This is a genomic window from Streptomyces sp. enrichment culture, assembly GCF_964272855.1.
In the GTDB taxonomy this organism is placed as follows: domain Bacteria; phylum Actinomycetota; class Actinomycetes; order Streptomycetales; family Streptomycetaceae; genus Streptomyces.
Window position 1 is genome coordinate 7505839 of the sequence record NZ_OZ186847.1, and the last position, 22755, is coordinate 7528593.

General features: G+C 73.4%; 22 protein-coding genes. 13 read left to right on the forward strand and 9 right to left on the reverse strand.

What is annotated here, in order from left to right; all coding sequences use genetic code 11:
• The first annotated feature begins 25 nt into the window (after window positions 1-25).
• From ACSU6L_RS33450 to ACSU6L_RS33465, 4 genes are all read left to right on the forward strand, one after another.
• The gene (locus ACSU6L_RS33450) at window positions 26-811 is read left to right on the forward strand and encodes an electron transfer flavoprotein subunit beta/FixA family protein (protein ID WP_437062935.1); all 786 of its coding nucleotides are present in this window, start codon (window positions 26-28) and stop codon (window positions 809-811) included.
• Between the two features lie 54 nt (window positions 812-865).
• The gene (locus tag ACSU6L_RS33455; protein WP_437062937.1) at window positions 866-1828 is read left to right on the forward strand and encodes an electron transfer flavoprotein subunit alpha/FixB family protein; all 963 of its coding nucleotides are present in this window, start codon (window positions 866-868) and stop codon (window positions 1826-1828) included.
• A 195-nt stretch (window positions 1829-2023) separates the two neighbouring features.
• Entirely contained in the window at window positions 2024-3319 is a 1296-nt protein-coding gene (locus tag ACSU6L_RS33460; protein WP_437062939.1) for a DUF6986 family protein, read from the forward strand.
• Window positions 3320-3397: 78 nt separating this feature from the next.
• A complete protein-coding gene (locus tag ACSU6L_RS33465) occupies window positions 3398-5125 on the forward strand; it encodes a protein kinase domain-containing protein (protein WP_437062941.1) in 1728 nt (575 codons plus the stop codon).
• On the opposite strand, the gene ACSU6L_RS33470 is transcribed toward ACSU6L_RS33465, so the two are convergent.
• Window positions 5071-5877 carry a hypothetical protein gene (locus ACSU6L_RS33470; protein WP_437062943.1) on the reverse strand — a complete coding sequence of 269 codons (807 nt, stop codon included), beginning with the start codon at window positions 5875-5877 and terminating at the stop codon, window positions 5071-5073. The two genes, ACSU6L_RS33465 and ACSU6L_RS33470, sit on opposite strands and share 55 nt — an antisense overlap.
• A 17-nt stretch (window positions 5878-5894) precedes the next feature.
• Complete coding sequence (locus ACSU6L_RS33475; RefSeq protein ID WP_437062945.1) at window positions 5895-6941, reverse strand: LacI family DNA-binding transcriptional regulator; 1047 nt, start codon at window positions 6939-6941, stop codon at window positions 5895-5897.
• A 205-nt stretch (window positions 6942-7146) separates the two neighbouring features.
• On the opposite strand from ACSU6L_RS33475, the gene ACSU6L_RS33480 reads away from it, so the two are divergent.
• From ACSU6L_RS33480 to ACSU6L_RS33490, 3 genes are all read left to right on the forward strand, one after another.
• Window positions 7147-8094: an ROK family protein gene (locus ACSU6L_RS33480; protein ID WP_437062947.1), complete on the forward strand. Its 948-nt coding sequence runs from the start codon at window positions 7147-7149 to the stop codon at window positions 8092-8094.
• 90 nt (window positions 8095-8184) lie between these two features.
• Window positions 8185-8382, forward strand: a complete 198-nt coding sequence (locus ACSU6L_RS33485) for a hypothetical protein (protein WP_437062949.1) — start codon at window positions 8185-8187, stop codon at window positions 8380-8382.
• Between the two features lie 139 nt (window positions 8383-8521).
• The gene (locus ACSU6L_RS33490) at window positions 8522-9598 is read left to right on the forward strand and encodes an NUDIX hydrolase (RefSeq protein ID WP_437062951.1); all 1077 of its coding nucleotides are present in this window, start codon (window positions 8522-8524) and stop codon (window positions 9596-9598) included.
• On the opposite strand, the gene ACSU6L_RS33495 is transcribed toward ACSU6L_RS33490, so the two are convergent.
• Complete coding sequence (locus ACSU6L_RS33495; protein ID WP_437062953.1) at window positions 9570-10277, reverse strand: MBL fold metallo-hydrolase; 708 nt, start codon at window positions 10275-10277, stop codon at window positions 9570-9572. The two genes, ACSU6L_RS33490 and ACSU6L_RS33495, sit on opposite strands and share 29 nt — an antisense overlap.
• 67 nt (window positions 10278-10344) lie before the next feature.
• Complete coding sequence (locus ACSU6L_RS33500; RefSeq protein ID WP_437062955.1) at window positions 10345-11700, reverse strand: dipeptidase; 1356 nt, start codon at window positions 11698-11700, stop codon at window positions 10345-10347.
• Between the two features lie 136 nt (window positions 11701-11836).
• Here ACSU6L_RS33500 and ACSU6L_RS33505 point away from each other — a divergent pair, with 136 nt between their 5' ends.
• Window positions 11837-13081 (forward strand): geranylgeranyl reductase family protein, encoded by a 1245-nt coding sequence (locus tag ACSU6L_RS33505; RefSeq protein ID WP_437062957.1) that lies wholly within the window; start codon window positions 11837-11839, stop codon window positions 13079-13081.
• On the opposite strand, the gene ACSU6L_RS33510 is transcribed toward ACSU6L_RS33505, so the two are convergent.
• Entirely contained in the window at window positions 13065-13529 is a 465-nt protein-coding gene (locus ACSU6L_RS33510) for a nitroreductase family deazaflavin-dependent oxidoreductase (RefSeq protein WP_437062959.1), read from the reverse strand. The genes ACSU6L_RS33505 and ACSU6L_RS33510 overlap by 17 nt on opposite strands.
• 231 nt (window positions 13530-13760) lie before the next feature.
• On the opposite strand from ACSU6L_RS33510, the gene ACSU6L_RS33515 reads away from it, so the two are divergent.
• Entirely contained in the window at window positions 13761-14474 is a 714-nt protein-coding gene (locus ACSU6L_RS33515) for a TetR/AcrR family transcriptional regulator (RefSeq protein WP_437062961.1), read from the forward strand.
• A 33-nt stretch (window positions 14475-14507) separates the two neighbouring features.
• Here the strand turns inward: ACSU6L_RS33515 and ACSU6L_RS33520 are convergent, their stop codons facing one another.
• Complete coding sequence (locus ACSU6L_RS33520; RefSeq protein ID WP_437062963.1) at window positions 14508-15299, reverse strand: AfsR/SARP family transcriptional regulator; 792 nt, start codon at window positions 15297-15299, stop codon at window positions 14508-14510.
• 125 nt (window positions 15300-15424) lie between these two features.
• Here ACSU6L_RS33520 and ACSU6L_RS33525 point away from each other — a divergent pair, with 125 nt between their 5' ends.
• From ACSU6L_RS33525 to ACSU6L_RS33535, 3 genes are read left to right on the forward strand one after another with little or no spacing between them, the layout of a single operon-like run.
• Window positions 15425-17581 (forward strand): MMPL family transporter, encoded by a 2157-nt coding sequence (locus ACSU6L_RS33525; RefSeq protein WP_437062965.1) that lies wholly within the window; start codon window positions 15425-15427, stop codon window positions 17579-17581.
• 53 nt (window positions 17582-17634) lie between these two features.
• Window positions 17635-18870: a sensor histidine kinase gene (locus ACSU6L_RS33530; RefSeq protein ID WP_437062967.1), complete on the forward strand. Its 1236-nt coding sequence runs from the start codon at window positions 17635-17637 to the stop codon at window positions 18868-18870.
• A complete protein-coding gene (locus ACSU6L_RS33535) occupies window positions 18867-19532 on the forward strand; it encodes a response regulator (RefSeq protein WP_437062969.1) in 666 nt (221 codons plus the stop codon). The genes ACSU6L_RS33530 and ACSU6L_RS33535 overlap by 4 nt, the downstream gene beginning before the upstream one ends.
• On the opposite strand, the gene ACSU6L_RS33540 is transcribed toward ACSU6L_RS33535, so the two are convergent.
• A complete protein-coding gene (locus ACSU6L_RS33540; RefSeq protein ID WP_073945089.1) occupies window positions 19493-19777 on the reverse strand; it encodes a DUF6332 family protein in 285 nt (94 codons plus the stop codon). The two genes, ACSU6L_RS33535 and ACSU6L_RS33540, sit on opposite strands and share 40 nt — an antisense overlap.
• 112 nt (window positions 19778-19889) lie before the next feature.
• Between ACSU6L_RS33540 and ACSU6L_RS33545 the strand changes: the two genes are divergently transcribed.
• Window positions 19890-20321, forward strand: a complete 432-nt coding sequence (locus tag ACSU6L_RS33545) for a MarR family winged helix-turn-helix transcriptional regulator (RefSeq protein WP_437062972.1) — start codon at window positions 19890-19892, stop codon at window positions 20319-20321.
• An 11-nt stretch (window positions 20322-20332) separates the two neighbouring features.
• Here the strand turns inward: ACSU6L_RS33545 and ACSU6L_RS33550 are convergent, their stop codons facing one another.
• Both ACSU6L_RS33550 and ACSU6L_RS33555 read right to left on the reverse strand, forming a co-directional pair.
• On the reverse strand, window positions 20333-21082 hold the full coding sequence (locus ACSU6L_RS33550; protein WP_437062974.1) for a maleylpyruvate isomerase family mycothiol-dependent enzyme: 750 nt from the start codon (window positions 21080-21082) through the stop codon (window positions 20333-20335).
• A gap of 115 nt (window positions 21083-21197) precedes the next feature.
• Complete coding sequence (locus tag ACSU6L_RS33555) at window positions 21198-22373, reverse strand: MFS transporter (RefSeq protein WP_437065140.1); 1176 nt, start codon at window positions 22371-22373, stop codon at window positions 21198-21200.
• Between the last annotated feature and the right edge of the window lie 382 nt (window positions 22374-22755).

Here is a 22755-nt window from a genome sequence, read left to right on the forward strand (position 1 = left end):
ATGACGATGCAGTAGGAGAGCCGGCGTGAGCTTGAGGATCGTTGTCACTGTGAAGTACGTGCCCGACGCCACTGGCGACCGGCACTTCGCCGATGACCTGACCGTCGACCGGGACGACGTGGACGGTCTGCTCTCCGAGCTGGACGAGTACGCGGTCGAGCAGGCGCTGCAGATCGCGGAGGACGCCGACGACGCCGAGGTCACCGTGCTGACGGTGGGCCCGGAGGACGCGAAGGACGCCCTGCGCAAGGCGCTGTCCATGGGTGCCGACAAGGCGATCCACGTCGAGGACGACGACCTGCACGGCACCGACGCGATCGGCACCTCGCTGGTGCTGGCCAAGGCGATCGAGAAGGCCGGCTACGACCTGGTGATCTCCGGCATGGCCTCCACCGACGGCACCATGGGTGTGGTCCCGGCGCTGCTGGCCGAGCGTCTGGGCGTCCCGCAGGTCACCCTGCTCTCCGAGGTCTCCGTCGAGGACGGCACGGTCAAGGGCCGCCGCGACGGCGACGCCGCGTCGGAGCGGCTGGAGGCCTCCCTCCCGGCCGTCGTGTCCGTCACCGACCAGTCGGGTGAGGCGCGCTACCCGTCGTTCAAGGGCATCATGGCGGCGAAGAAGAAGCCGGTTGAGTCCTGGGACCTGTCGGATCTGGACATCGACGCCGACGAGGTCGGCCTCGAGGGTGCCTACACCGTCGTCGAGTCCGCAGCCGAGCGGCCGGCGCGGACGGCGGGCACGATCGTCAAGGACGAGGGCGAGGGCGGCAAGCAGCTCGCTGAGTTCCTCGCGGGCCAGAAGTTCATCTGAGCCCCAGTCAGCTGACCGTCCCTCACACTTCGCAAGCAGGAGAGAAGAAGTCCCATGGCTGAAGTCCTCGTCTATGTCGACCACGTGGACGGTGCCGTCCGCAAGCCCACCCTGGAGCTGCTGACCCTGGCCCGCCGCATCGGCGAGCCGGTCGCCGTCGCGCTGGGCAACGGGGCCGCGGACACCGCCGCAGCGCTGGCCGAGCACGGCGCGGTGAAGGTCCTCACCCACGATGCCGCCGAGTACGCCGACTACCTGGTCGTGCCGAAGGTGGACGCCCTGCAGGCCGCGGTCGAGGCCGTCTCCCCGGCCGCGGTGCTGGTGCCGTCGTCCGCGGAGGGCAAGGAGATCGCCGCCCGCCTGGCGCTGCGTATCGGTTCCGGGATCATCACCGACGCCGTCGACCTGGAGGCCGGCGATGAGGGTCCGGTGGCGACGCAGTCGGTGTTCGCCGCCGCGTTCACCACCAAGTCCCGGGTCTCCAAGGGCACCCCGGTCATCACCGTCAAGCCGAACTCGGCCGCTGTGGAGGCCGCTCCGGCCGCCGGTGCGGTCGAGGCGCTGTCCGTGTCGTTCTCCGCCGCCGCGACCGGCACCAAGGTGACCGGCCGCACCGCGCGTGAGTCGACCGGGCGTCCGGAGCTGACCGAGGCCGCGATCGTGGTCTCCGGTGGCCGCGGTGTCAACGGTGCGGAGAACTTCGCGATCATCGAGGCGCTCGCCGACTCCCTCGGCGCGGCCGTGGGTGCCTCGCGCGCCGCGGTCGACGCCGGCTGGTACCCGCACACCAACCAGGTCGGCCAGACCGGCAAGAGCGTGTCGCCGCAGCTGTACATCGCCTCCGGTATCTCCGGCGCGATCCAGCACCGCGCGGGCATGCAGACCTCGAAGACCATCGTGGCCGTCAACAAGGACCCCGAGGCCCCGATCTTCGACCTCGTCGACTACGGCGTCGTCGGCGACCTCTTCGACGTCGTCCCGCAGCTCACCGAGGAGATCAAGACCCGCAAGGGCTGATCCCCGCCCGGTTCGTCCGAGGCCCCCGTGACCGCCGACGGTCACGGGGGCCTCGGCTCGTCCGGGCCCGGCGCGCGGGAGCGGCCGTCAGGGCGGACCATGCTGCGGACGGGTGTTGACCAGCGGGAAGCCACCCGGATAACTTCGTTCTGCGGATTATTGATTCCGCACAACGGAAAACAGGAGGGTGTGGGAATGGGTCAGGGGCAGCAGGAGCAGGTGGCGACGAGCCTCGCGGGCGCCGTCGGCGAGGAGATCAGCGCCTCCCTCGCACCGGTCGACGCCGCACTGGAGCGCCTCTACCCCGGGGACCCCGGCACCCGCCAGCCCGTCCACACCGTCTACGTCCCCGGCGACGCCTTCGCCGCCGACACCATCCGTTCCTGGGGCGACCAGGCCCTCGCCGCCCTCGACGAGCACGCGCCGGACGCCGCCTCCTTCGCCGCCGTCCTCGGCCTGCCCGACGAACTCGCCGAGCCCGTCCACTCCCGCGTCCGCGCCAAGCTGGAGCGCGAGCCCATCGAGGACCTGCGCGTCGACTTCGAGGACGGCTACCAGGGCAAGGACGAGGACCAGGACGCGGCCCGCGCCGCCCGGCTGATCGCCGAGGCGTACGCGAACGGCACCGCCGCCCCCTACATGGGCATCCGCGTGAAGTGCATGGAGGCCGCCGTCCGCGACCGCGGCATCCGCACCCTCGACATCTTCCTCACCGGCCTGATGCGGGCCGGCGGACTGCCCGGCGGACTGGTCCTCACCCTGCCCAAGGTCACCTACCCGGAGCAGGTCACCGCCATGGTCCGGCTCCTGGAGGCCTTCGAGAAGGCGCACGGTCTGGAGGCCGGCCGGATCGGCTTCGAGATCCAGATCGAGACCAGCCAGTCCATCCTCGCCGCCGACGGCACCGCCACCGTCGCCCGGATGATCCAGGCCGCCGAGGGCCGGGCCACCGGCCTGCACTACGGCACCTTCGACTACAGCGCCTGCCTCGGCGTCTCCGCCGCCTACCAGGCCAGCGACCACCCCGCCGCCGACCACGCCAAGGCGATCATGCAGGTCGCCGCCGCGGGCACCGGCGTACGCGTCTCCGACGGCTCCACCAACGTCCTGCCCGTCGGCCCGACCGCCAAGGTCCACGACGCCTGGCGCCTGCACTACGGCCTCACCCGCCGCGCCCTCGCCCGCGCCTACTACCAGGGCTGGGACATGCACCCCGGCCACATCCCCACCCGCTACGCGGCCGTCTTCGCCTTCTACCGCGAGGGCTTCGAGCAGGCCGCCGGCCGCCTCGCCCGGTACGCCAACCGGGCCGGCGGCGACGTCATGGACGAGCCCGCCACCGCCAAGGCCCTCAGCGGCTACCTGCTGCGCGGCCTGGACTGCGGCGCCCTGGACATCGCCGAGGTCGCCAAGCTGACCGGGCTGACCCGCGCCGACCTCGAGGGCTTCGCCGCGCCCCGCCGGGGCGACCTGACGGCCTCCGCCGAGTAGCGGGGCCCGGCCGCCGCCGTCACCCCTGCCCCGTACCCTGTACGCCACGCAATGACGTGACACAGGAACGGGGCAGCGGTGTCTTCGGGGGAGTACGAACAGACGGAGGGGGCCGGCCGGCTGCTGGCCGGGCGGTATCGCGTGACGGCCCGGCTCGGACGCGGCGGCATGGGAGTCGTGTGGCGAGCCGTCGACGAGGTCCTGGGCCGCGAGGTCGCCGTCAAGGAACTGCGCACCTACAACGACGCCGCCGGGCCCGAACTGGCCGAACTACGGCTGCGGATGCAGCGCGAGGCCCGCGCGGCCGCCCGGGTGCGCCATCCCGGAGTCGTCGCCGTCCACGACATCGCCGAGGTCGACGGCCGTCCGCTCATCGTCATGGAGCTGGTCGACGGGCCGTCCCTGGACGACGTGCTGCGCGACCGCGGCACCCTCGACCCGCGCGAGGCGGCCGGCATCGGCGCCAAGGTCATGGACGCGCTCGCCGCCGCCCACCGCGCCGGTGTCCTGCACCGCGACGTCAAGCCGGGCAACATCCTCCTCGACCGCTCCGGCCGTGTCGTCCTCACCGACTTCGGCATCGCCACCATGGACGACCCCGGGGACGGCTCCGCCACCCGCCTCACCCGCAGCGGCGAGATCGTCGGCTCCCTCGACTACCTGGCCCCCGAACGCGCCCAGGGCGCCGAACCCGGCCCCGCGTCCGACGTCTGGGCCCTCGGCGCCACCCTGTACGCGGCCGTGGAAGGCGCCTCGCCGTTCCGCCGTACGTCGACGTACTCCACGCTCACCGCGATCGTGGCCGAACCCTTCCCGGAACCCCGCCGCGCCGGACCCCTCGTCCCCGTGCTCCGGCAGCTGATGGAAAAGCAGCCGCACTCCCGCCCCGACGCCGAACGGGGCCGCGACCTCCTGGAAGCCGTGGCCCAGGCCCCGGACCGGGACCTGCCGACCACCCCGCTGCGCGGCGGCCCCACGACCGCCCCGTCCCGGACCGAGACCGAGCGCGACGTACCGTCCGTACCACCGGGCTTCGGACCGCCCCAAGGCGCCTCGGAGTACTCCCGAGGCGGCCACGTCACGGGTGGCGCGCCGGGGCACGGAGTCCCCACCGCACCTGGATACGGCCCGGCAGCCCCCGTCCCGGCGTCCGGCACGCCCGCCGCGCTTCCCGTCACCAGCCCCATGGCCGTGGGCACCCCGCCTCGCCGCAAGGGGCGTGCGCTGCTCGCCGCCGCGGCCGTGGCCGTCGTCCTCGTCGCGACCGGCGTCACCGTCGCCCTGCTGAACGCCCCCGCCGGTGACGCCAAGGCGGACGACCGGCCCACCGCGCCGTCGGCGTCCTCGGCGGAGCGCCGTGCCGGAGGCGGCCGCTCCGCGGACCCGGAGCCGTCCGGGCGGGCCGCGGACGAGCCGAGCCCCACCGCCACCCGGAGCGCGGGCCGCACGGCGGAGCCCACGGCCCGGGAGTCGTCCCGCGCACCGTCCCCGAGCCGGACGGCGGCCGACGACGGCACCCCCGCACCGACCTGCCACCCCATCGGCGGCGGCAAGTACAACTGCCGGGTCTGGCGCACCGCCAGGTCCCACACCGCCTCCGGCACCGAGGTGGGCATCCTCAACGAGGGCACCAACTACTTCTACTGCCAGCAGAACCTGGGCCGCCGCGAGACCCAGGGCCGGTGGACCAACGTCTGGTGGGCGAAGACCGACGACGACAGCGGCAACGCGGACGTCTGGGTCAGCGACGTCTACATCGAGGGCGGCGTCAACGACGGGCCGGTGCCGGGACTTCCGTTCTGCTGAGTCCGTACGTACCGCTCCAGCCCGGACGCCGTCACCAGTTTCTCCTCGGCGAACACCCGGGTGCCCCGCTCGCACAGCCGCCGGTCGGCCCGCGCCCGCGCGGTGAACTCCTCCGGCGTGCCCCCGAACAGGGCCCGCAACCGGGGGAGCGCGGCGAGGAGTTCGGTGATCAGGGGACGCTGCCGGCCGGGATGCCGACGCGGCGCGCCCGCGCCGTCGCGCAGGACGCCACGGCGATTCACGTACGCGTACGCTCCGGGCAGTACGGTGCCGTCCGCCAGCTCGACGCGCACCTCGGGCGCGGGCAGCCAGGCCCGCCGGAAGTTGCCGTCCGGCAGCGGCACCCCCTCGCTGGCGTCGATGATCGTCAGCTGGGCCGGATCCAGCCAGATGACGAACAGCTCGCGTACCGTCCCCGGCGCGGCGAAGGGCGAGGCGGAGACATAGCCCAGGCGGCTCACATGTGCCGAGACGCCGATGTCGAGGCCGGTCACCCGGGTCCGCACCATGGGGATGGGGGAGTCGAGGCCGAAGTCGTCCATCTTGTGGCGCAGCTGGCCGGGGCAGGCGTTGGAGCCGACGGTGAGGACGGGCGTCCGGTCCTCGTACACCAGCCGGTCCAGCGGTAACAGCCGGTCTCCGGTGAGGAGTCCGGAGTCCTCGGGCCAGGCGCCCGGATAGGTCAGCGGATGGTCGCGCGGCGCCTCGGCGAGGCCCAGCGCGCGAAGCGTCCGGTCGTCGCGGTGGCTCACCAGGGCTCTCGATCCCCTCAGTCCGCCGGCGGCAGCTCGCCCGAGCCGCGTGTGATCAGCCGGGTCGGCAGCTCGATCCGCTCCGGGACGACCAGTGAGCCGTCCAGCTGGCGGAACAGCCGCTCGGCCGCGGTCCGGCCGAGGGCGGCCGCGTCCTGAGCGACGACGGTGACGCCCGGCCGGAGCAGATCGGCCAGTTCGAAGTCGTCGAAGCCGACCAGGGCGACCCGGCGGCTCTGCTCGGCCAGCACCCGCACCACGGTGACGGTGACCCGGTTGTTGCCCGCGAAGATCGCGGTGACGGGGGCCGGGCCGGAGAGCATCTCCTCGGCCGCCCGCCGCACCCGTGCCGGGTCGGTGACGCCCAGGGACATCCACGCGTCCTCGACCGGTATGCCCGCGTCCTCCATGGCCGCCCGGTAGCCGCGCAGCCGCTCGGCGGCGGTGTGGATGCGGGGCATGTCGCCGATGAAGCCGATCCGGCGGTGCCCGTGGGCGATCAGATGGGCCACTCCGGCGCGGGCACCGCCGTGGTTGTCGGCGAGCACCACATCGGCGTCGATGCTCCCGGCGGGCCGGTCCACGAAGACGGTGGCGACGCCCGCCCTGATCTCCGGCTCCAGGTAGCGGTGGTCGTCGCCGGCCGGGATCACCACCAGGCCGTCCACCCGCCGTGCGCACAGCGCCAGCACCAGCTCCTGCTCCCGCTCGGGGTCCTCGGCGCTGGAGCCGTTGATCAGCAGCGCGCCGTGTGCGCGGGCCACCTCCTCGACCGCGCGGCTGAGGGGGCCGTAGAACGGGTCTGCGAGGTCCTCCAGGACCAGGCCGATGCTCGCGGTGCGGCCCTTGCGCAGCACCCGGGCGCTGTCGTTGCGGCGGAATCCGAGGGCCGCTATGGCCTCCTGGACCCGGGCCTCCGTCTCCGGGGTCACACCCGGTTCGCCGTTGACGACCCGGGAGACCGTCTTCAGACCGACGCCGGCGCGCGCCGCGACGTCCTTCATGGTGGGCCGGTTGCCGTAGCGGCTGCCGGGGAGACGGTCGGCTCGGATGGTCTCGGGCACGTGCGGTGTCCTGTCCTGTGATCCACGGGATGCGTCGGCCCATGGGTTGTATGAGGATGTGGCGTCGAGCATAGAGCCTGGACAACGTTGTCATGGCCGGGAGAGACTGTCCACCGCACACTCCGGCCTCGCGCCCCCACCGCAGGACCGGACGACCCGTCTCCCCCGGTGGGGAGAACCTGTCTGAGCGGGAGATCCGACACTGATGCACACCGACCTCGTGGCCGCGCTCGACATCGGCGGTACCAAGATCGCAGGCGCGCTGGTGGACGGCGGCGGCCGGATCGTGGTGCGGGCCCAGCGCCCGACCCCCGCGCAGCAGGACGGCGACACCGTGATGCGGGCCGTCGAGGACGTCCTCGGGGAACTGTCCGTCGCGCCGCCGTGGAGCCGTGTGACCGCCGTCGGCATCGGCAGCGCGGGCCCGGTGGACGCCTCGGCGGGCACCGTGAGCCCGGTGAACGTGCCCGGCTGGCGTGGCTTTCCGCTGGTCGAGCGGGTCCGGGCGGCGACCGGCGGGCTGCCGGTCGAGCTGATCGGCGACGGGGTGGCGATCACCGCCGCCGAGCACTGGCAGGGCGCCGCGCGCGGCCACGACAACGCGCTGTGCATGGTGGTCTCCACCGGCGTCGGCGGCGGGCTGGTCCTGGGCGGGCGGCTGCACCCCGGCCCGACCGGCAACGCCGGACACATCGGCCACATCAGCGTCGACCTCGACGGCGACCCGTGCCCGTGCGGGGCGCGCGGCTGCGTGGAGCGCATCGCGAGTGGTCCCAACATCGCGCGGCGGGCCCTGGAGAACGGCTGGCGGCCGGGCCCGGACGGGGACGGCTCCGCCGCCGCGGTGGCGGCCGCGGCGCGGGCCGGCGATCCGGTCGCCGTGGCCTCCTTCGAGCGGGCCGCGCAGGCGCTGGCCGCCGGGATCGCGGCCACCGCGACCCTCGTGGAGATCGACATCGCCGTGATCGGCGGGGGCGTGGGCAAGGCCGGTGACGTCCTGTTCGCCCCGCTGCGCGAGGCGCTCGCGGACTACGCGACCCTCTCCTTCGTCCGGCACCTGACCGTCGCCCCGGCCCGGATGGGCACGGACGCGGGCCTGGTGGGCGCGGCGGCCGCCGCGCTGACCCGGCGTGCGGCCGCGGCGGGGGTGTGAGGAGGCGGGGGTGTGAGGAGGCGGCAGCCGTGGAGGAAGCGTCCGGCGGTGGGGGCGTGACCTCCGGTCCGGTTCGCAGTTGAACGGGGCATGAAGAAGCGCAGCATGCTCGCCATCGCCTCCCTCGCCACCGGTTTCGTCGTCGCGGCGGTCACCCCGTCCCACGCGCTCGGGGAACAGCTGACCGACCTCAAAGTGGGCGACACCCTCAGCAGACTCGACCCGGCCATCGCCAGCGACAGCCTGGCCATGCCGGGCGACGACACGTCCGGCGGGCAGGAGCGCTGACCGGGCCAACCCGGAACAGCGGGCGCCGGTTCCCCGACATGGGGACCGGCGCCTTCCGTTTGTGCGCCCTCAACGGGGGCTGGTTTCCGTGGCAGGGTGGAGCGGGCAAGCCACAGGGGCCAACAGAAGAGGGGGAAACGTGACCGTCGTTTGGATCAACGGTACGTTCGGTGCGGGGAAGACCACCACCGCACGGGAACTGATCGACCTGATCCCGAACAGCACGCTCTTCGACCCCGAGGTCATCGGCGGCGCACTCACGCACCTGCTGCCGGCCAAACACCTCGCCGAGGTCGGCGACTTCCAGGACCTGCCGATCTGGCGCCGTCTCGTCATCGACACCGCGGCCGCGATGCTCGCCGAACTCGGCGGCACCCTCGTGGTCCCCATGACCCTGCTCCGCCAGGAGTACCGCGACGAGATCTTCGGTGGTCTCGCCGCCCGCCGGATCAGTGTCCGCCATGTGCTGCTCGCTCCGGCCGAAACGATACTGCGGGAGCGGATAGCCCACCGGGAGGTCCCACCGGACCTGCCCGACGGCGAGATACGGATCCGCCAGTGGTCCTACGACCACATCGAGCCGTACCAGGCCGCCCTCGCCTCCTGGCTCACCGCCGACGCCCACCTCGTCGACAACGGCACCCTCACCCCGCAGCAGACCGCCGCACGCATCGCGGAGGCCGTCGCCTCGGGGACCGTCCCCGTCTGCGACATCGTGCAGACCCCCGAACCCACCGCCGAGACCCTCGCCGCCGGCGTCCTCCTCTTCGACGAACAGGACCGGGTCCTCCTCGTCGACCCCACCTACAAGCCCGGCTGGGAGTTCCCCGGCGGCGTCGTGGAACCCGGCGAGGCACCCGCCCGGGCCGGGATCCGCGAGGTCGCCGAGGAGACCGGCATCCGCCTCGACGACGTACCACGTCTGCTCGTCGCCGACTGGGAACCGCCCGCACCCCCCGGATACGGCGGTCTGCGTCTGCTCTTCGACGGCGGACGGCTCGACTCCGAGGAGACCGGCCGGGTCCTGCTCCCCGGGCCCGAACTGCGCGACTGGCGCTTCGTCACCGAGCAGGAGGCCGCCGACCTGCTCCCGCCCGTGCGCTACGAACGGCTCCGCTGGGCACTGCGGGCCAGAGAGCGCGGGGCCGCGATGTACCTGGAGGCGGGCGTGCCGGTCGGTGACACGGCTACGCGTACGCCTCCGCCGACTTCCTGAGCGCCGCGGCGGCCTGCCCGACCACCGGATCGCCGTGCCCGAAGCAGGCCACCTCGGTGTCGAGGGCGGCCAGCCGGTGGAAGGAGGCGATCGTCCGCGCCCGGTCCAGGTTGAACACGCCCGGTAGCACCGCGCCGTCCACCGGGGACGCGGCTACCGCGTCCCCGGTGAACAGCACACCGTGCTCGGGGAGGTGGAGTGCGACGCTGCCGTCCGTGTGGCCCGGGACGTGGACGACCCACGCCCCGCCGCCGAAGTCGAGAACGTCACCGTCGGACACCTCGGTGACGCGCTGCGGGCGCGCGAAGTCGTCCGGCGGCAGAAGCTTGAGGGCCTCGGCGTGGATCGGGCGCTCCCAGTCCTCGAACACCGGCGGCGGACCCGGCCGTTCACCCCGGACGAACGGCGCGTCCAGGTGGTGGGCCAACACCTCCGCCCCGCTCAGCGCGGCGAACTCGGCCGCCCCGCCCACATGGTCCTCGTGGAAGTGCGTGAGCACGATCCGCCGTACGTCCCGCGGCCTCCGGCCGAGCGCGGTGACCGCCTCGGCGAGAGCCGCGCCGGAGCCGCCCGGCCCGGCGTCGATCAGGGTCGACTCGTCCCCGTCCCGCCAGAGATAGGCCTGGCCGACCGGGAAACGCAGCAGATGGAGGCTGGGCAGCAACTCGATGACGTCCATGGGGCGACCGTAGAAGGGCCCCCGCCCGCAGGCGAGGGCCCTTGGCCGAGAGCAGAGCCCGCGGGTGTCAGCTCGCCGCGTAGTTCCGCAGGAACAGCGCCTCCGCCACCGACAGCCGCTCCAGTTCCTCCGGCGACACGCTCTCGTTCACCGCGTGGATCTGGGCCTCCGGCTCGCTCAGCCCGATGAGCAGGATCTCCGCCCGCGGGTAGAGCGCCGCGAGGGTGTTGCACAGCGGGATCGAGCCGCCCTGACCGGCGTACTGCATCTCCTGACCGGGGTACGCCACCGCCATCGCGTCGGCCATCGCCTGGTACGCCGGGCTGGAGGTGTCCGCGCGAAACGCCTGGCCCTGGCCGATCTGCTCCGTGCTCACCCGCGCCCCCCACGGGGTGTGCGCCTCCAGGTGCGCCTGGAGCAGCTTGGTCGCCTCGGCCGCGTCCACCCCCGGCGGCACCCGCAGGCTGACCAGCGCCCGGGCACTCGCCTGCACCGACGGCGTGGCACCCACGACCGGCGGGCAGTCGATGCCGAGCACGGTGACCGCCGGACGCGCCCAGATCCGGTCCGCGACCGTGCCGGAACCGATCAGCTCCACGCCGTCCAGCACCTTCGCGTCCGCGCGGAACTGCTCCTCGTCGTACTGCAGACCGTCCCACGACGCCTCGCCGGTCAGCCCCTCGACCGTCGTCGAACCGTCCTGGGCCCGCAGCGAGTCCAGTACGCGGATCAGCGCGGCCAGCGCGTCGGGCGCGGCGCCGCCGAACTGGCCCGAGTGCAGGTTGCCGGCGAGCGTGTCGATCCGCACCCGCACCAGGGTCATGCCGCGCAGCGTGGCGGTGACCGTCGGCAGGCCCACGCGGAAGTTGCCCGCGTCGCCGATCACGATCGTGTCGGCCTCCAGCAGCTCCGGGTGCGCCTCGGCGTACCGCTCCAGGCCGCCCGTGCCCATCTCCTCCGAGCCCTCGGCGATCACCTTCACGTGCACCGGCACACCGCCGTTCGCCTTCAGCGCGCGCAGCGCCAGCAGGTGCATGATCACGCCGCCCTTGCAGTCGGCGGCGCCGCGCCCGTACCAGCGGCCGTCCCGCTCGGTCAGCTCGAACGGCGGGGTGCTCCAGCCCGCTTCGTCGAGCGGCGGCTGCACGTCGTAGTGCGCGTAGAGCAGGACCGTCTTCGCGCCCGCCGGGCCGGGCAGGTAGCCGTACACCGACTGGGTGCCGTCCGGGGTGTCCAGCAGCGCCACGTCCTCGAAGCCCTCGGCGGTGAGCGCGTCCGCGACCCAGCGCGCGGCGCCCTCGCTCTCGCTCCTCGGGAACTGGTCGAAGTCCGCCACCGACTTGAAGGCCACCAGCTCGGTGAGCTCCGCCTTCGCCCTGGGCATCAGCGAGGCGACGGTCTCGGCGACCGGATTCGACGACATGGGCACGCTCCTTGTGGGTGCGACGTTGTACGGGTGCGAGTAGTGCCGATCCTCCCACAGCGGCCTGTGGCGATCTCCGCCGTAGGATGCGAGGGACAGAGGCGGCAGGCGGCTGGATCGGGAGCAGTAGACCATCGTGAGCAGCGAGAACTCTTCGGCGGACGACGTGCGGCAGGTGTGGGACGTCGTCGTGGTGGGGGCGGGACCCGCGGGGGCCTCGGCCGCCTACGCGGCGGCGGTCGCGGGACGGCGCGTGCTGCTGCTGGAGAAGGCGGAGCTGCCCCGCTACAAGACCTGTGGCGGCGGCATCATCGGCCCCTCCCGCGACGCGCTGCCACCCGGCTTCGAACTGCCGTTCAAGGACCGCGTCCACGCGGTCACGTTCTCCCACAACGGGCGCTTCAGCCGCACCCGGCGCTCCAAGCAGATGCTGTTCGGGCTGATCAACCGGCCCGAGTTCGACCAGCAGCTCGTCGAGCACGCGCAGAAGGCGGGCGCCGAACTGCGTACCGGCGTCACCGTGCAGCGGGTCGAGCAGCACGGCTCGGCGGTCCCGGACCGGCGCACGGTCGCCGTCGTCCTCCAGGGCGGCGAGACCCTGCTGGCGCACGCCGTGGTCGGCGCGGACGGCAGCGCCAGCCGCATAGGAGCGCACGTCGGCGTGAAGCTCGGACAGGTGGACCTCGGCCTGGAGGCGGAGATCCCGGTGCCCGAGACCGTCGCCGAGGACTGGAAGGGGCGCGTCCTCATCGACTGGGGGCCGATCCCGGGCAGTTACGGCTGGGTGTTCCCGAAGGGCGACACCCTCACCGTCGGCGTGATCTCGGCACGCGGCGAAGGCGCCGCGACCAAGCGCTACCTGGAGGACTTCATCGGGCGGCTCGGCCTCGCCGGCTTCGAGCCGAGCGTCTCGTCCGGGCATCTCACCCGCTGCCGCGCCGACGACTCGCCGCTGTCACGCGGGCGGGTGCTGGTGTGCGGGGACGCGGCGGGGCTGCTGGAGCCGTGGACCCGCGAGGGCATCTCGTTCGCGCTGCGCTCCGGTCGGCTCGCGGGGGAGTGGGCGGTGCGGATCGCCGAGGCGCACGACGCCGTGGACACCCGCCGGCAGGCTCTGAACTACGCGTTCGCCGTCAAGGCGGGGCTGGGCGTCGAGATGGCCGTCGGCAAGCGGCTGCTGCAGGCGTTCGAGCGGCGGCCCGGCCTGTTCCACGCGGCGCTGACCGGCTTCCGGCCGGCGTGGCGGGCGTTCATGGACATCACCCGCGGGTCGACCTCGCTGGGCGAGATGGTCCGCACCCGGCCGATCGCCCAGCGCGCCCTGGTGGCACTGGACCGCAGGTCGGCCACGGCCGACGGCGAGGTCACCCCGTCGTCCTGACCGACGTGATCTCGACGCGGAAGACGGGGTGGTCCGGGGCGATCCGGCGCAGCTCGGCGTCGGAGGAGTCGGGGCCGACCCCGTTGAAGAACGCGCCCACCTCGAACTTCCAGCGCTTGAGGTAGGCGCGCAGCAGCGCGGGCTTGTCGTCGTCGGCGACCTCGGTCGCGGTGAACACCTCCACGCCCTTGCCGAGCCGCAGCTCGCCGCCGCCGGCCGCGCGCATGTTGTGCGTCCACTGGACGTGGCCGCGCGGTGCGATCAGGTACTGCCGGCCCTCGAAGGTCATCAGGTTCACGGGGGTGGTGCGCCACTGCCCGCTCTTGCGGCCGCGGACGGCGAGGACGCGGGAGCCCCAGACGCTGAGGCCGCGGCGGGTCAGCCAGGCCACGGCGCGGTTGAACACGTTGACGGTGAACCAGCCGGGCTTCAGGACGTGCGTGGACATGTGTGTTCCCCCTGGGAGAGAAGAAGTGTGAGCACTGCTCTCGGTTGAGAGCAGTGTGCACGAGAGCGGCGATCCAAAGCAAGAGCAGTGCTCTCTTTTCGGGTCGGCAATCTCTGAGGAGAGCGCCGCTCCGACCCGAGAGCACCACTCCGCACCAAGAGCGCCACTCCAGACCAAGAGCACCGCTCACCTATGTGTGCACTGCTCCGGAAACATGGGAAACTCCCTCTCATGAGCAGCAGCACCGGAAGCAGCACCACCCGCGGCGCCCGCGCCCGCGCCAGGATCGAAGTCACCGAGGCCATCAAGGACGAGGCCCGCCGCCAGCTCGCGGTCGACGGCGCCGCCAAGCTCTCACTGCGCGCGGTCGCCCGCGAGCTGGGCATGGTCTCCTCCGCGCTCTACCGCTACTTCCCCAGCCGCGACGACCTGCTGACCGCGCTCATCATCGACGCCTACGACTCCCTCGGCGAGGCCGCCGAGACCGCCCACGACGCGGTGGCCGACGCCGGGCCGATCCGGCGCTGGACGGCCGTGTGCGAGGCGGTACGGGCATGGGCGCTCGCGCAGCCCCACGAGTACGCCCTGATCTACGGCTCACCGGTGCCGGGCTACACCGCGCCCCGGACCACCGTGCCCCCCGCGGCCCGCGTCGGGCACCTGCTCATCCGCATCGTGCGGGACGCCCACCGGGGCCGTGGCGTGGCGAAGACGCCCCTGCCCGCCGACCTCCGCGCCGAGGCCGAGCGCATGGCCGCCGACCTCGCCCCCGACCTCCCGCCCGAGGTGGTGGCCGTGCTCGTCGCGGCCTGGGCGCAGCTGTACGGGCTGGTGACCTTCGAGGTGTTCGGCCAGTTCAACCGCATCGTCGAGGACCGCGAACCGTTCTTCCGCCACGCCGTGACCGGGCTCGCCCACTCCGTGGGGCTGGTCCACGCGGAGTGACACGGCCGGGGCTGCCGGCGTGGACGGCCCTCGTCAGGACACCGCCACCGCCGCTCCCGGCATCAACTCCGGGTCCTGGCGCAGGATCCGGGCGTGCAGGGAGCGGAGTGCGGGGCCGGGGTCCGCGCCCAGGGACTCGGCGAGGCGGTGGCGGGCGGACTCGTAGGCGGTGAGGGCGTCGGCGGGGCGCCCGCTGCGGCACAGAGCGAGCATCAGGAGTTCGACGAGGCGTTCGCGCAGGGGGTGCGCGGCGACGAGGCGGACGAGTTCGTGGACGTACTCGAAGGAGCGTCCGAGCTCGATCTCGCCGCCGAGGCGTGCCTCCAGCACGGTGAGACGTTTCTCCGCCCAGCGCAGACGCTCCGCGGCCAGGTACGGCGCCTGGAGGCCTTCGGCGAACTCGCCCCGCCACAACTCTTCGGCGCGGCGTGCCAGTTCGACGGCTTGCGCCACCTGGCCCGCCTCCCGCGCGGCGCGGGCCGAGTCCACCAGCCGGCGCCGCTCGCGCAGGTCGTCGATGTCCGCGCCGGTCAGCCGATAGCCCGCCCCCGTCCACGACAGCCGCGGTCCGTCCCCCAGCGCGCGGCGCAGTCCGGAGACGTACTTCTGCACCAGGTTGCGCACATGCACCGGCGGCGCGCCGCCCCACACGGCCTCGACGAGACCGTCGTACGACAGGGAGCGGCCTTCCTGGAGCAGCAGGACGGCGAGCACCGACCGCTGCTTCGGCGGGCCCAGCGGGATCTCCTCGCCGTCGCGCAACGCCCGTAGCGGGCCGAGCAGTTCGAAGCGCACGCCCGATGTGCCGGTTGTCCCCTCACCCATGCGTCGAGCGTATCCCGAGGCCCGGGTTCCGGCGGATCACAGGTCTTCCAGCGGATCTTCCAGCGGGCCTTCCAGCGCTCTCCCGGACGGTGTCCGGACAGCGTTTCCCCGAGAAAGGCCCTCACATGCTCACCCGGCTCGGCCGCCTGGCCGTGCGGCACAGTCGTGCCGTTCTGATCGGCGTCCTGCTCGCCTTCCTGGGCCTCGGCGCGTACGGCGCCGGCGCCCAGGACGACCTCCAGTTGTCCCGCTGGGACTCGCCCGGCACCGAGTCGGTGCGCGCGGCGGAGCAGTTGCGCGACCGCTTCGGCACCGGCAACCCCAATCTGGCCCTGCTGGTCACGGCCCGCGACGGCGATGTGGACAGCCCGGCCACCGCCCGCGCCGCCCGCGCCCTCACCGCCGAGGTGGAGGGGCTGCCGCAGGTCACGGACGTCACCTCGTACTGGGACGCGAACGGTCCGGCGCTGCGCGGCGAGGACGGCCGGCGCGGCCTGATCCTCGCCCGCCTGGAGGGCTCCGCCACCGAGACCCGCGAGGAACTGGCCACGCTCTCGCCCCGGCTGACCCGCGTCACCCCCGAACTGGAGGTACGGGTCGGCGGGCAGGAGGAGATCTCCCGGCAGGTCGGCGAGCAGGCCCGCACCGACTTCCTGCGCGCGGAGGCGTTCGCCCTGCCGACCGTGCTGCTCCTGCTGATCCTGTTCTACCGGCGGACGGTGGCCGCCCTGCTGACCGTCGCCGTCGGACTGTTCTCCGTCGTCGGCACCCTCGCCGGACTGCGGGCGCTCGCGCAGTTCACCGAGGTGTCCACGTTCGCCGCGAACCTCGCGCTGGTCCTCGGCCTCGGCCTCGGCATCGACTACAGCCTGTTCGTGATCAACCGGTACCGGGAGGAGCGGGTCGCGGGCCTCGCCCGGCCCGAGGCCGTCGTGCGGGCCACCGCCGTCGGCGGCCGGACCGTCGTCTTCAGCGGGGTCACGGTCGCGGTGTCGCTGTGCGCGCTGCTGGTGTTCCCGTTCTTCTTCCTCAGCTCGTTCGCCTACGCCGGTGTCCTCGTCGTGCCGGCGGCGGTCACCGGCGCCGTGCTGTTCCTGCCCGCCGCGCTCGCCCGCTGGGGACACCGCGTGGAACGCGCCGAGGCCCCCGCCTCCGGCTTCTGGCACCGCACCGCGCTCGCCGCCATGCGCCGCCCGGTCCTCGCGGGCGCCGCGGTGCTGGCCGTGCTCCTCGTCGCCGCCTCGCCCGTCCTCGGGCTGCGCTTCGGCCTGCCCGACGAGCGCACCCTGCCCGAGGGCACCTCCTCGCGCACCACCTCCGAGATCGTGCACCGGGAGTTCGCCGCCGAGCCCACCGACACGGTCCAGGTCGTGCTCACGAAAACGGCCGCCACGCGCGCGTACGCCGCCGAACTCTCCCGTATCCCGGGCGTCTTCCTGGTCGACGCCCCCGACGGCGCCTACCGCGACGGCGTCCGCACCGGCGCGCCCGGCCAGGACCGGCTGACGGCCCCCGACGGACGGGTGCGCCTGGCCGTCGTACCCACCCAGGAGGCGATGTACGGGAACGTCCCCGCGTTCGTCGAGCGGATCCGCGACACCCCGGCGCCCGCCCCTGTGCTGGTCGGCGGCTATCCGGGCGAGACAACCGACTTCCGCGCCACGCTCCTGGACCGGCTGCCGCTCGCGGTCGCCCTGGTCCTGGTCGCCACGTACGTGATCCTCTTCCTGATGACCGGCAGTGTGCTGCTGCCGGCCAAGGCGACCGTGCTCAACCTGCTCAGCCTGTCCGTGATGTTCGGCTGCCTGGTGTGGGTGTTCCAGGACGGCCACCTGTCCGGGCTGCTCGGCTTCACCCCGACCGGTTCCATCGAGCCGAGCATCCCGGTGCTGATGTTCTGCGTGGCGTACGGGCTGTCGATGGACTACGAGGTGTTCCTCCTGGCCCGCGTCAAGGAGGAGCACGAACGCACCGGCGACACCACGCGGGCGGTCGCCGAGGGCATCCGGCGCAGTGCCCCGCTGATCACCGCGGCGGCCGGGATCCTGGCCCTGTCCTTCCTGTCGTACGCCACCGGCGGCGTCGTCTTCCTCAAGGAGCTGGGCGTCGGCACGGCCCTGACGATTCTCGTCGACGCCACCCTCATCCGGGTGGTGCTGCTCCCGGTGACGATGCGGCTCGCCGGGCGCGCCAACTGGTGGGCGCCCCGGCCGCTGCGCCGGCTGCGACTCAGGGAGGACACCGGGGCCCGGCGGCCCGTACCTCGCGAGGAGTACGTGTGAGCACCTCCCGGGGGTGACGCCGACCACGGGGCCCGGCGTCTAGCGTGGCCGTCATGGAACAGCAGCACGTACGCCGGGGCGGTCCGCCCGCGTGGTGGCGGCACGGGCCGCAGTGGCGGGGGGCCCCGGAAGGCGAGGGGCGCCCGGTCCGGTGGCCGTGGCGTTCCACCGCGCTGCTCACCGTCCTCGTCCTGCTGGGCTCGAACTTCGCCGCGCACGCCCAGGAGGGCGAGCGGGCGGCCCTCGATCCGTTCGCGCGGGTGCTGCTGTTCGTGGCGGCGGGCCAGCTGCTGTGGCGGTACCGCCGGCCGCGGGCCGTGGTGTTCGGGACGGCGGCGACGGTCGCGGTCTACCTGGGCGCCGGATACCCGTACGGGCCGGTGCTGCTGACCGTCGCCGTGGCCTGCTTCAGCGCGGTCGTCACCGGACACCGAAGAGCGGCCTGGACGGCGCTCGGCACGCTGTGGGCCGCACATGTGCTGGTCGCCCACTGGCTGTACCGGTGGCTGCCGCCGTCCGGGGACGGCGCCGCCTCCTGGGGCCAGGAGATCGTGGTCGCCACCTGGGTGGTGGCGGTCGTGGCGCTGTCGGAGCTGGCCCGCGCCCGGCGCGAGCAGTGGGCGCGGGAGCGCGCCGAGCGGGCCCAGGCCGCGCGGCGGCGCGCCGACGAGGAACGTCTGCGGATCGCCCGCGAGCTGCACGACGTCCTCGCGCACAGCATCTCCGTGATCAACGTGCAGGCGGGCGTCGGACTCGCCCTCCTCGACAGCGACCCGGAGCAGGCGCGCACCGCGCTCACCACCATCAAGGCCGCCAGCAAGGAGGCCCTGGGCGAGGTCCGCCAGGTGCTCGACACGCTGCGCGCGCCCGGTGACGCGCCCCGCGCCCCGGCCCCCGGTCTGGACCGGCTGCCCGAGCTGGTCGAGGCGGCGGCGGACGCCGGCCTCACGGTCCGGGTCGAGGGGACGGCACCGCGACTGCCGCCGGGCACGGACCTCGCCGCCTTCCGGATCGTCCAGGAAGCGCTCACCAACGTCGTACGGCACTCCGGTTCACGGCACGCGCGCGTGCGGCTCGCCACCGACGGCGACGCGCTACGGCTGAGTGTCGACGACGACGGGCCCGCGACCGGCGCCGACGCGGGCGGCAGCGGCAACGGACTGGCCGGGATGCGGGAGCGGGCCGCGGCCCTGGGTGGCACGATCGAGGCGGGCCCGCGCCCCGACGGCGGGTTCCGGGTGGCCGCCGTCCTGCCACTGCCGGCGCGCCGCGAGGAGGGGGAACGGTGATCCGCGTACTGCTCGCCGACGACCAGGCACTGGTGCGGGCCGGTTTCCGGGCGCTGCTCGACGCGCAGCCCGACATCGAGGTCGTCGCGGAAACCGCCGACGGCGAGGAGGCGCTGCGCGCGGTGCGGGAGCGGCGCCCCGACGTCGTCCTGATGGACATCCGGATGCCGGTCCTCGACGGCCTGGCCGCCACCCGCCGGATCACCGGCGACGCGGGCCTGGACGGTGTGCGGGTGGTCATGCTGACCACCTTCGAACTCGACGAGTACGTCTTCGAGGCGATCCGCGCGGGCGCCTCCGGCTTCCTGGTGAAGGACACCGAACCGGAGGAACTGCTGCGCGCGGTGCGGGCGGTGGTCGCGGGCGACGCCCTGCTCTCGCCGGGGGTGACCCGGCGGCTGATCGCCGAGTTCGCGGCCCGCTCCAAGGAGCCCGCGGCGGCCGGCGCGCTCGCCGCCCTCACCGAGCGGGAGCGGGAGGTGATGGCCCTGGTCGGCATCGGCCTGTCCAACGAGGAGATCGCCCGCCGCCTGGTCGTCAGCCCCCTCACCGCCAAGACCCATGTGAGCCGCACGATGGTGAAGCTCGGCGCCCGCGACCGGGCCCAACTCGTCGTGCTGGCCTACGAGTCGGGGCTGGTGCGACCGGGCTGGCTGGGCTGAGGGGCGGTACGGAAGCGGACCAGCACCGCGATCACCCGGGCCAGGAACAGCACCGGTGCGAGAACCTGGCCGGTGCGCAGGAGCAGGGCCGACAGCGTGGGCGGCAGGTCGAACAGCAGCGCCGGACCGGCGACCGCCCCGAAGAGCAGCGCCGCCGCGAAGGCCGCGCTGCACAGCGCGTACCCGATCTCGACGGTGATCGCGTCCCGCTCGGCCTGCGTGCGCCGTCCCCCGTGGAAAGTCATGGCACGAGTCTCACAGCCGCGCGCCCGGCGGAGCAAGCGAGCCCGAAGCAAAATACATGCGTGTGCATTTAATGCCTGTGCAATAAAGCGCTTTCTCTGTTACGGTGCCGACATGGCGGCGAACAAGCACGAGCGGGCGCTCGTGGAGCAGTGGCGGGACCTCCTGTCGCTGCACGCCCGCACCCACTGGGAACTCGACCGGGCACTGCACGGGCACGGGCTGTGCGCCAGCGACTTCGAGGTCCTCGACGTGCTGGCCGAGGCCGAGGCGCCGAAAGGTCCCTGCAGCTATCGCGTGCAGGAGATCTCCGAGCGGGTCCACCTCAGCCAGAGCGCCCTGTCCCGGCTGATCGCCCGGCTGGAGAAGGACGGGCTGGTCAGCCGCGGCATGTGCGCCGAGGACCGGCGCGGTGTCCGGGTCGCGCTGACCGAGAAGGGGCGTGCCCTGCACGGTGAGGTGCTGCCGGTGCAGCGGGCGGTGCTGACCCGGATGCTGGGCCAGGACACGCCCGGCGCGCCGGAGACGCCGGACGCGCAGGGCTGAGCGAAGGCCTGTCAGATCGCGGACCGCTCCCGCCACAGCGCGGCCAGCGCCCGGTCGCCCGTCACGGACGGCAGGGGCAGCCGGTTCCACAACGCCAGGTACAACTCCTCGGCGCCACCGGACAGTTCACAGTCGGCTTCCCCGTCGCCGCCCCGGACCGTCACCGGCGGCTCCGGCGACAGCCGTACCGTCCACATCGCGTCCGTGTCCGTGTCGGTCACCCGCACCCGCAGGACACGCGGCTCGTCCGTGCGGACCCGGCTCCTCGAGCGGGCGTGGAAGCCGCGCAGCAACTCGTCGATGCCGTCCGCCGCGACGGCCCTCTCGACGGGACTCGGTGTGCCGCCGAGCGCCGACTCGGCGTCGAAGCGGTGCACGGTCGTCTCGTGGACCTGGCGGCGGGCCCAGAACTCCAGCGGCGAGGGCGCGGGCAGGAACGCCCAGCAGGACACGTCGGGCGCCGCGTCGGTGAGGGTGTCGACGAGCCGGCGGTGCGCGTCTCGGTACCAGGTCACCAACGCGGCGCCGTCGAGGTCCGGGGCGTCACCGAAGGGGCGCCGCTCGGTGTGTCCCTCCAGGACGTACGACGCGGCCCACAGGTGCACCGCGCCGGTGTGCCGCAGCAGGTCGCGCACCTGCCAGCCGGGGCAGGTCGGCACCTTGGCGTCGGTGCCGGCCCGCTCGGCGGCCGCGGCGAGCAACCGGCCTTCCCTGTCCAGTGTTTCGACGAATCGGCCCGTATCCAGGGCAGTGGGTTCCATGCGGCGCAGTCTGCCGGATGGAGAGGGCTTCATGGCAAGGCGGTTTCCGCGCCGACCCCTGCGGGGTGTGGCGGGGTCTTCGTGGCGATGTCTTCGTGGCGGGGTCTCTCCGCGGCTACGCCGTGGTCCGTCGCGTCACGAACCCGATCAGCGCGGCCAGGGCCGCCAGCGCGGCGACGCTGGTGAGGGCGGCCGGCAGGGAGAACCAGTCGGCCATGAACCCGATGGCGGGCGGCCCGAGCAGCATGCCGCCGTAGCCGAGCGTCGAGGCGACGGCGACACCGCCGGGACCGGCGAGGGCGCCCGCGCGCTCCACCGCGACCGGGAAGAGGTTGGCGAGGCCGAGCCCCGCGACCGCGAAGCCCAGCAGCGCCGCCCACAGTGACGGCGCGAGCGAGCCGAGCAGCATGCCGGCCGCGGCGGTGGCACCGCCCACGACGACGGTGCGGGTGCGGCCCATGCGCTCCAGCAGCACGGTCCCGCTCAGCCGTCCCAAGGTCATGGCGAGCGCGAAACACGAGTAGCCGATCGCGGCGACGCCGGGGGAGGCGTGCAGATCCTGCTCCAGGTGCAGGGCGCCCCAGTCGGCCAGAGCGCCCTCGCCGTACGCGGTGCACAGGGCGATGAGCCCGAACACGATCACGAGGGCGCGGGTACGGCGGTCGGGGTGGGGCGGGGCGTCCGCCGCGCGGTGCCCCCGCTCCGCCGGTGCCGGCCGCGCCGGGGGTTCGTGGCGCAGCAGCGTCGGTCCCGCGAGGGCGGTGACGGCCAGGCCGACGAGGGTGAGTCCGAGCAGATGGCGGGTGGGGGAGAGGCTTCCGGCCACCAGCGCGCCCAGTCCCGCGCCGAGCATGCCGCCCAGGCTGAAGGCGGCGTGGAAGGTCGGCATGACCGGCCGGCGCAGGGCGGTCACGAGATCGACGGCCGCGCTGTTGAAGGCCACGTTGATCCCGCCGTACGCGGCCCCGAACACCAGCAGCACCGCGCCGAGCGCGAGCGCGGAGTGGGTGAGCGGGGGCAGGGCGACGCTGAGCGAGAGGAGTACGGCGCAGCCGACGGTGACCCGGTGGTTGCCGAAGCGGCGGCACAGGCGGCCGGTGAGGATCATCGTGACGACCGCGCCGGCGGACACCCCGAGCAGCGCGAGGCCGAGGGTGCTGGGGGAGGCGCCGGCCTGTTCCTTGATGGCGGGGATGCGGACGACCCAGCCGGCGAAGACGAAGCCGTCGAGGGCGAAGAAGGTGGTCAGGGCGATTCGGAGGCGGGTGAGGTCGGCGTGGTGACCCGGCACGACGTTGTGCGAGCGGGTTTTGTTTATTTCCGGCACAAAGTCAGGCTAGGAGCCGCACCGGCGCGGGGCAAGGGGGCGGCGTCCCGGCGTCGGCCTGCCGCGGCGCGAGCGGCGCTTGTAACGCGGACATGGCGCCCGAACGAAAGTGCCGTTGCAGCGGCCGCCGAGCGAACCCTTGTCCCTTGACCGCGTTTTGACCCGCCATTAGGTTCGGCGGCATGAGGACATTCGGTCGCTTTTACAAGCGGCGAGCCATCGATCTGATGCGGATCGCCACCGCGGTGTGTAGCTGAACTCCAGCCGAACTGCACCGCGTCGGTCAACCCCCCATTCGATGTCCCGTTCGCTCACTTTGTGAAGGCGTGAATGATCCCCCGTATAC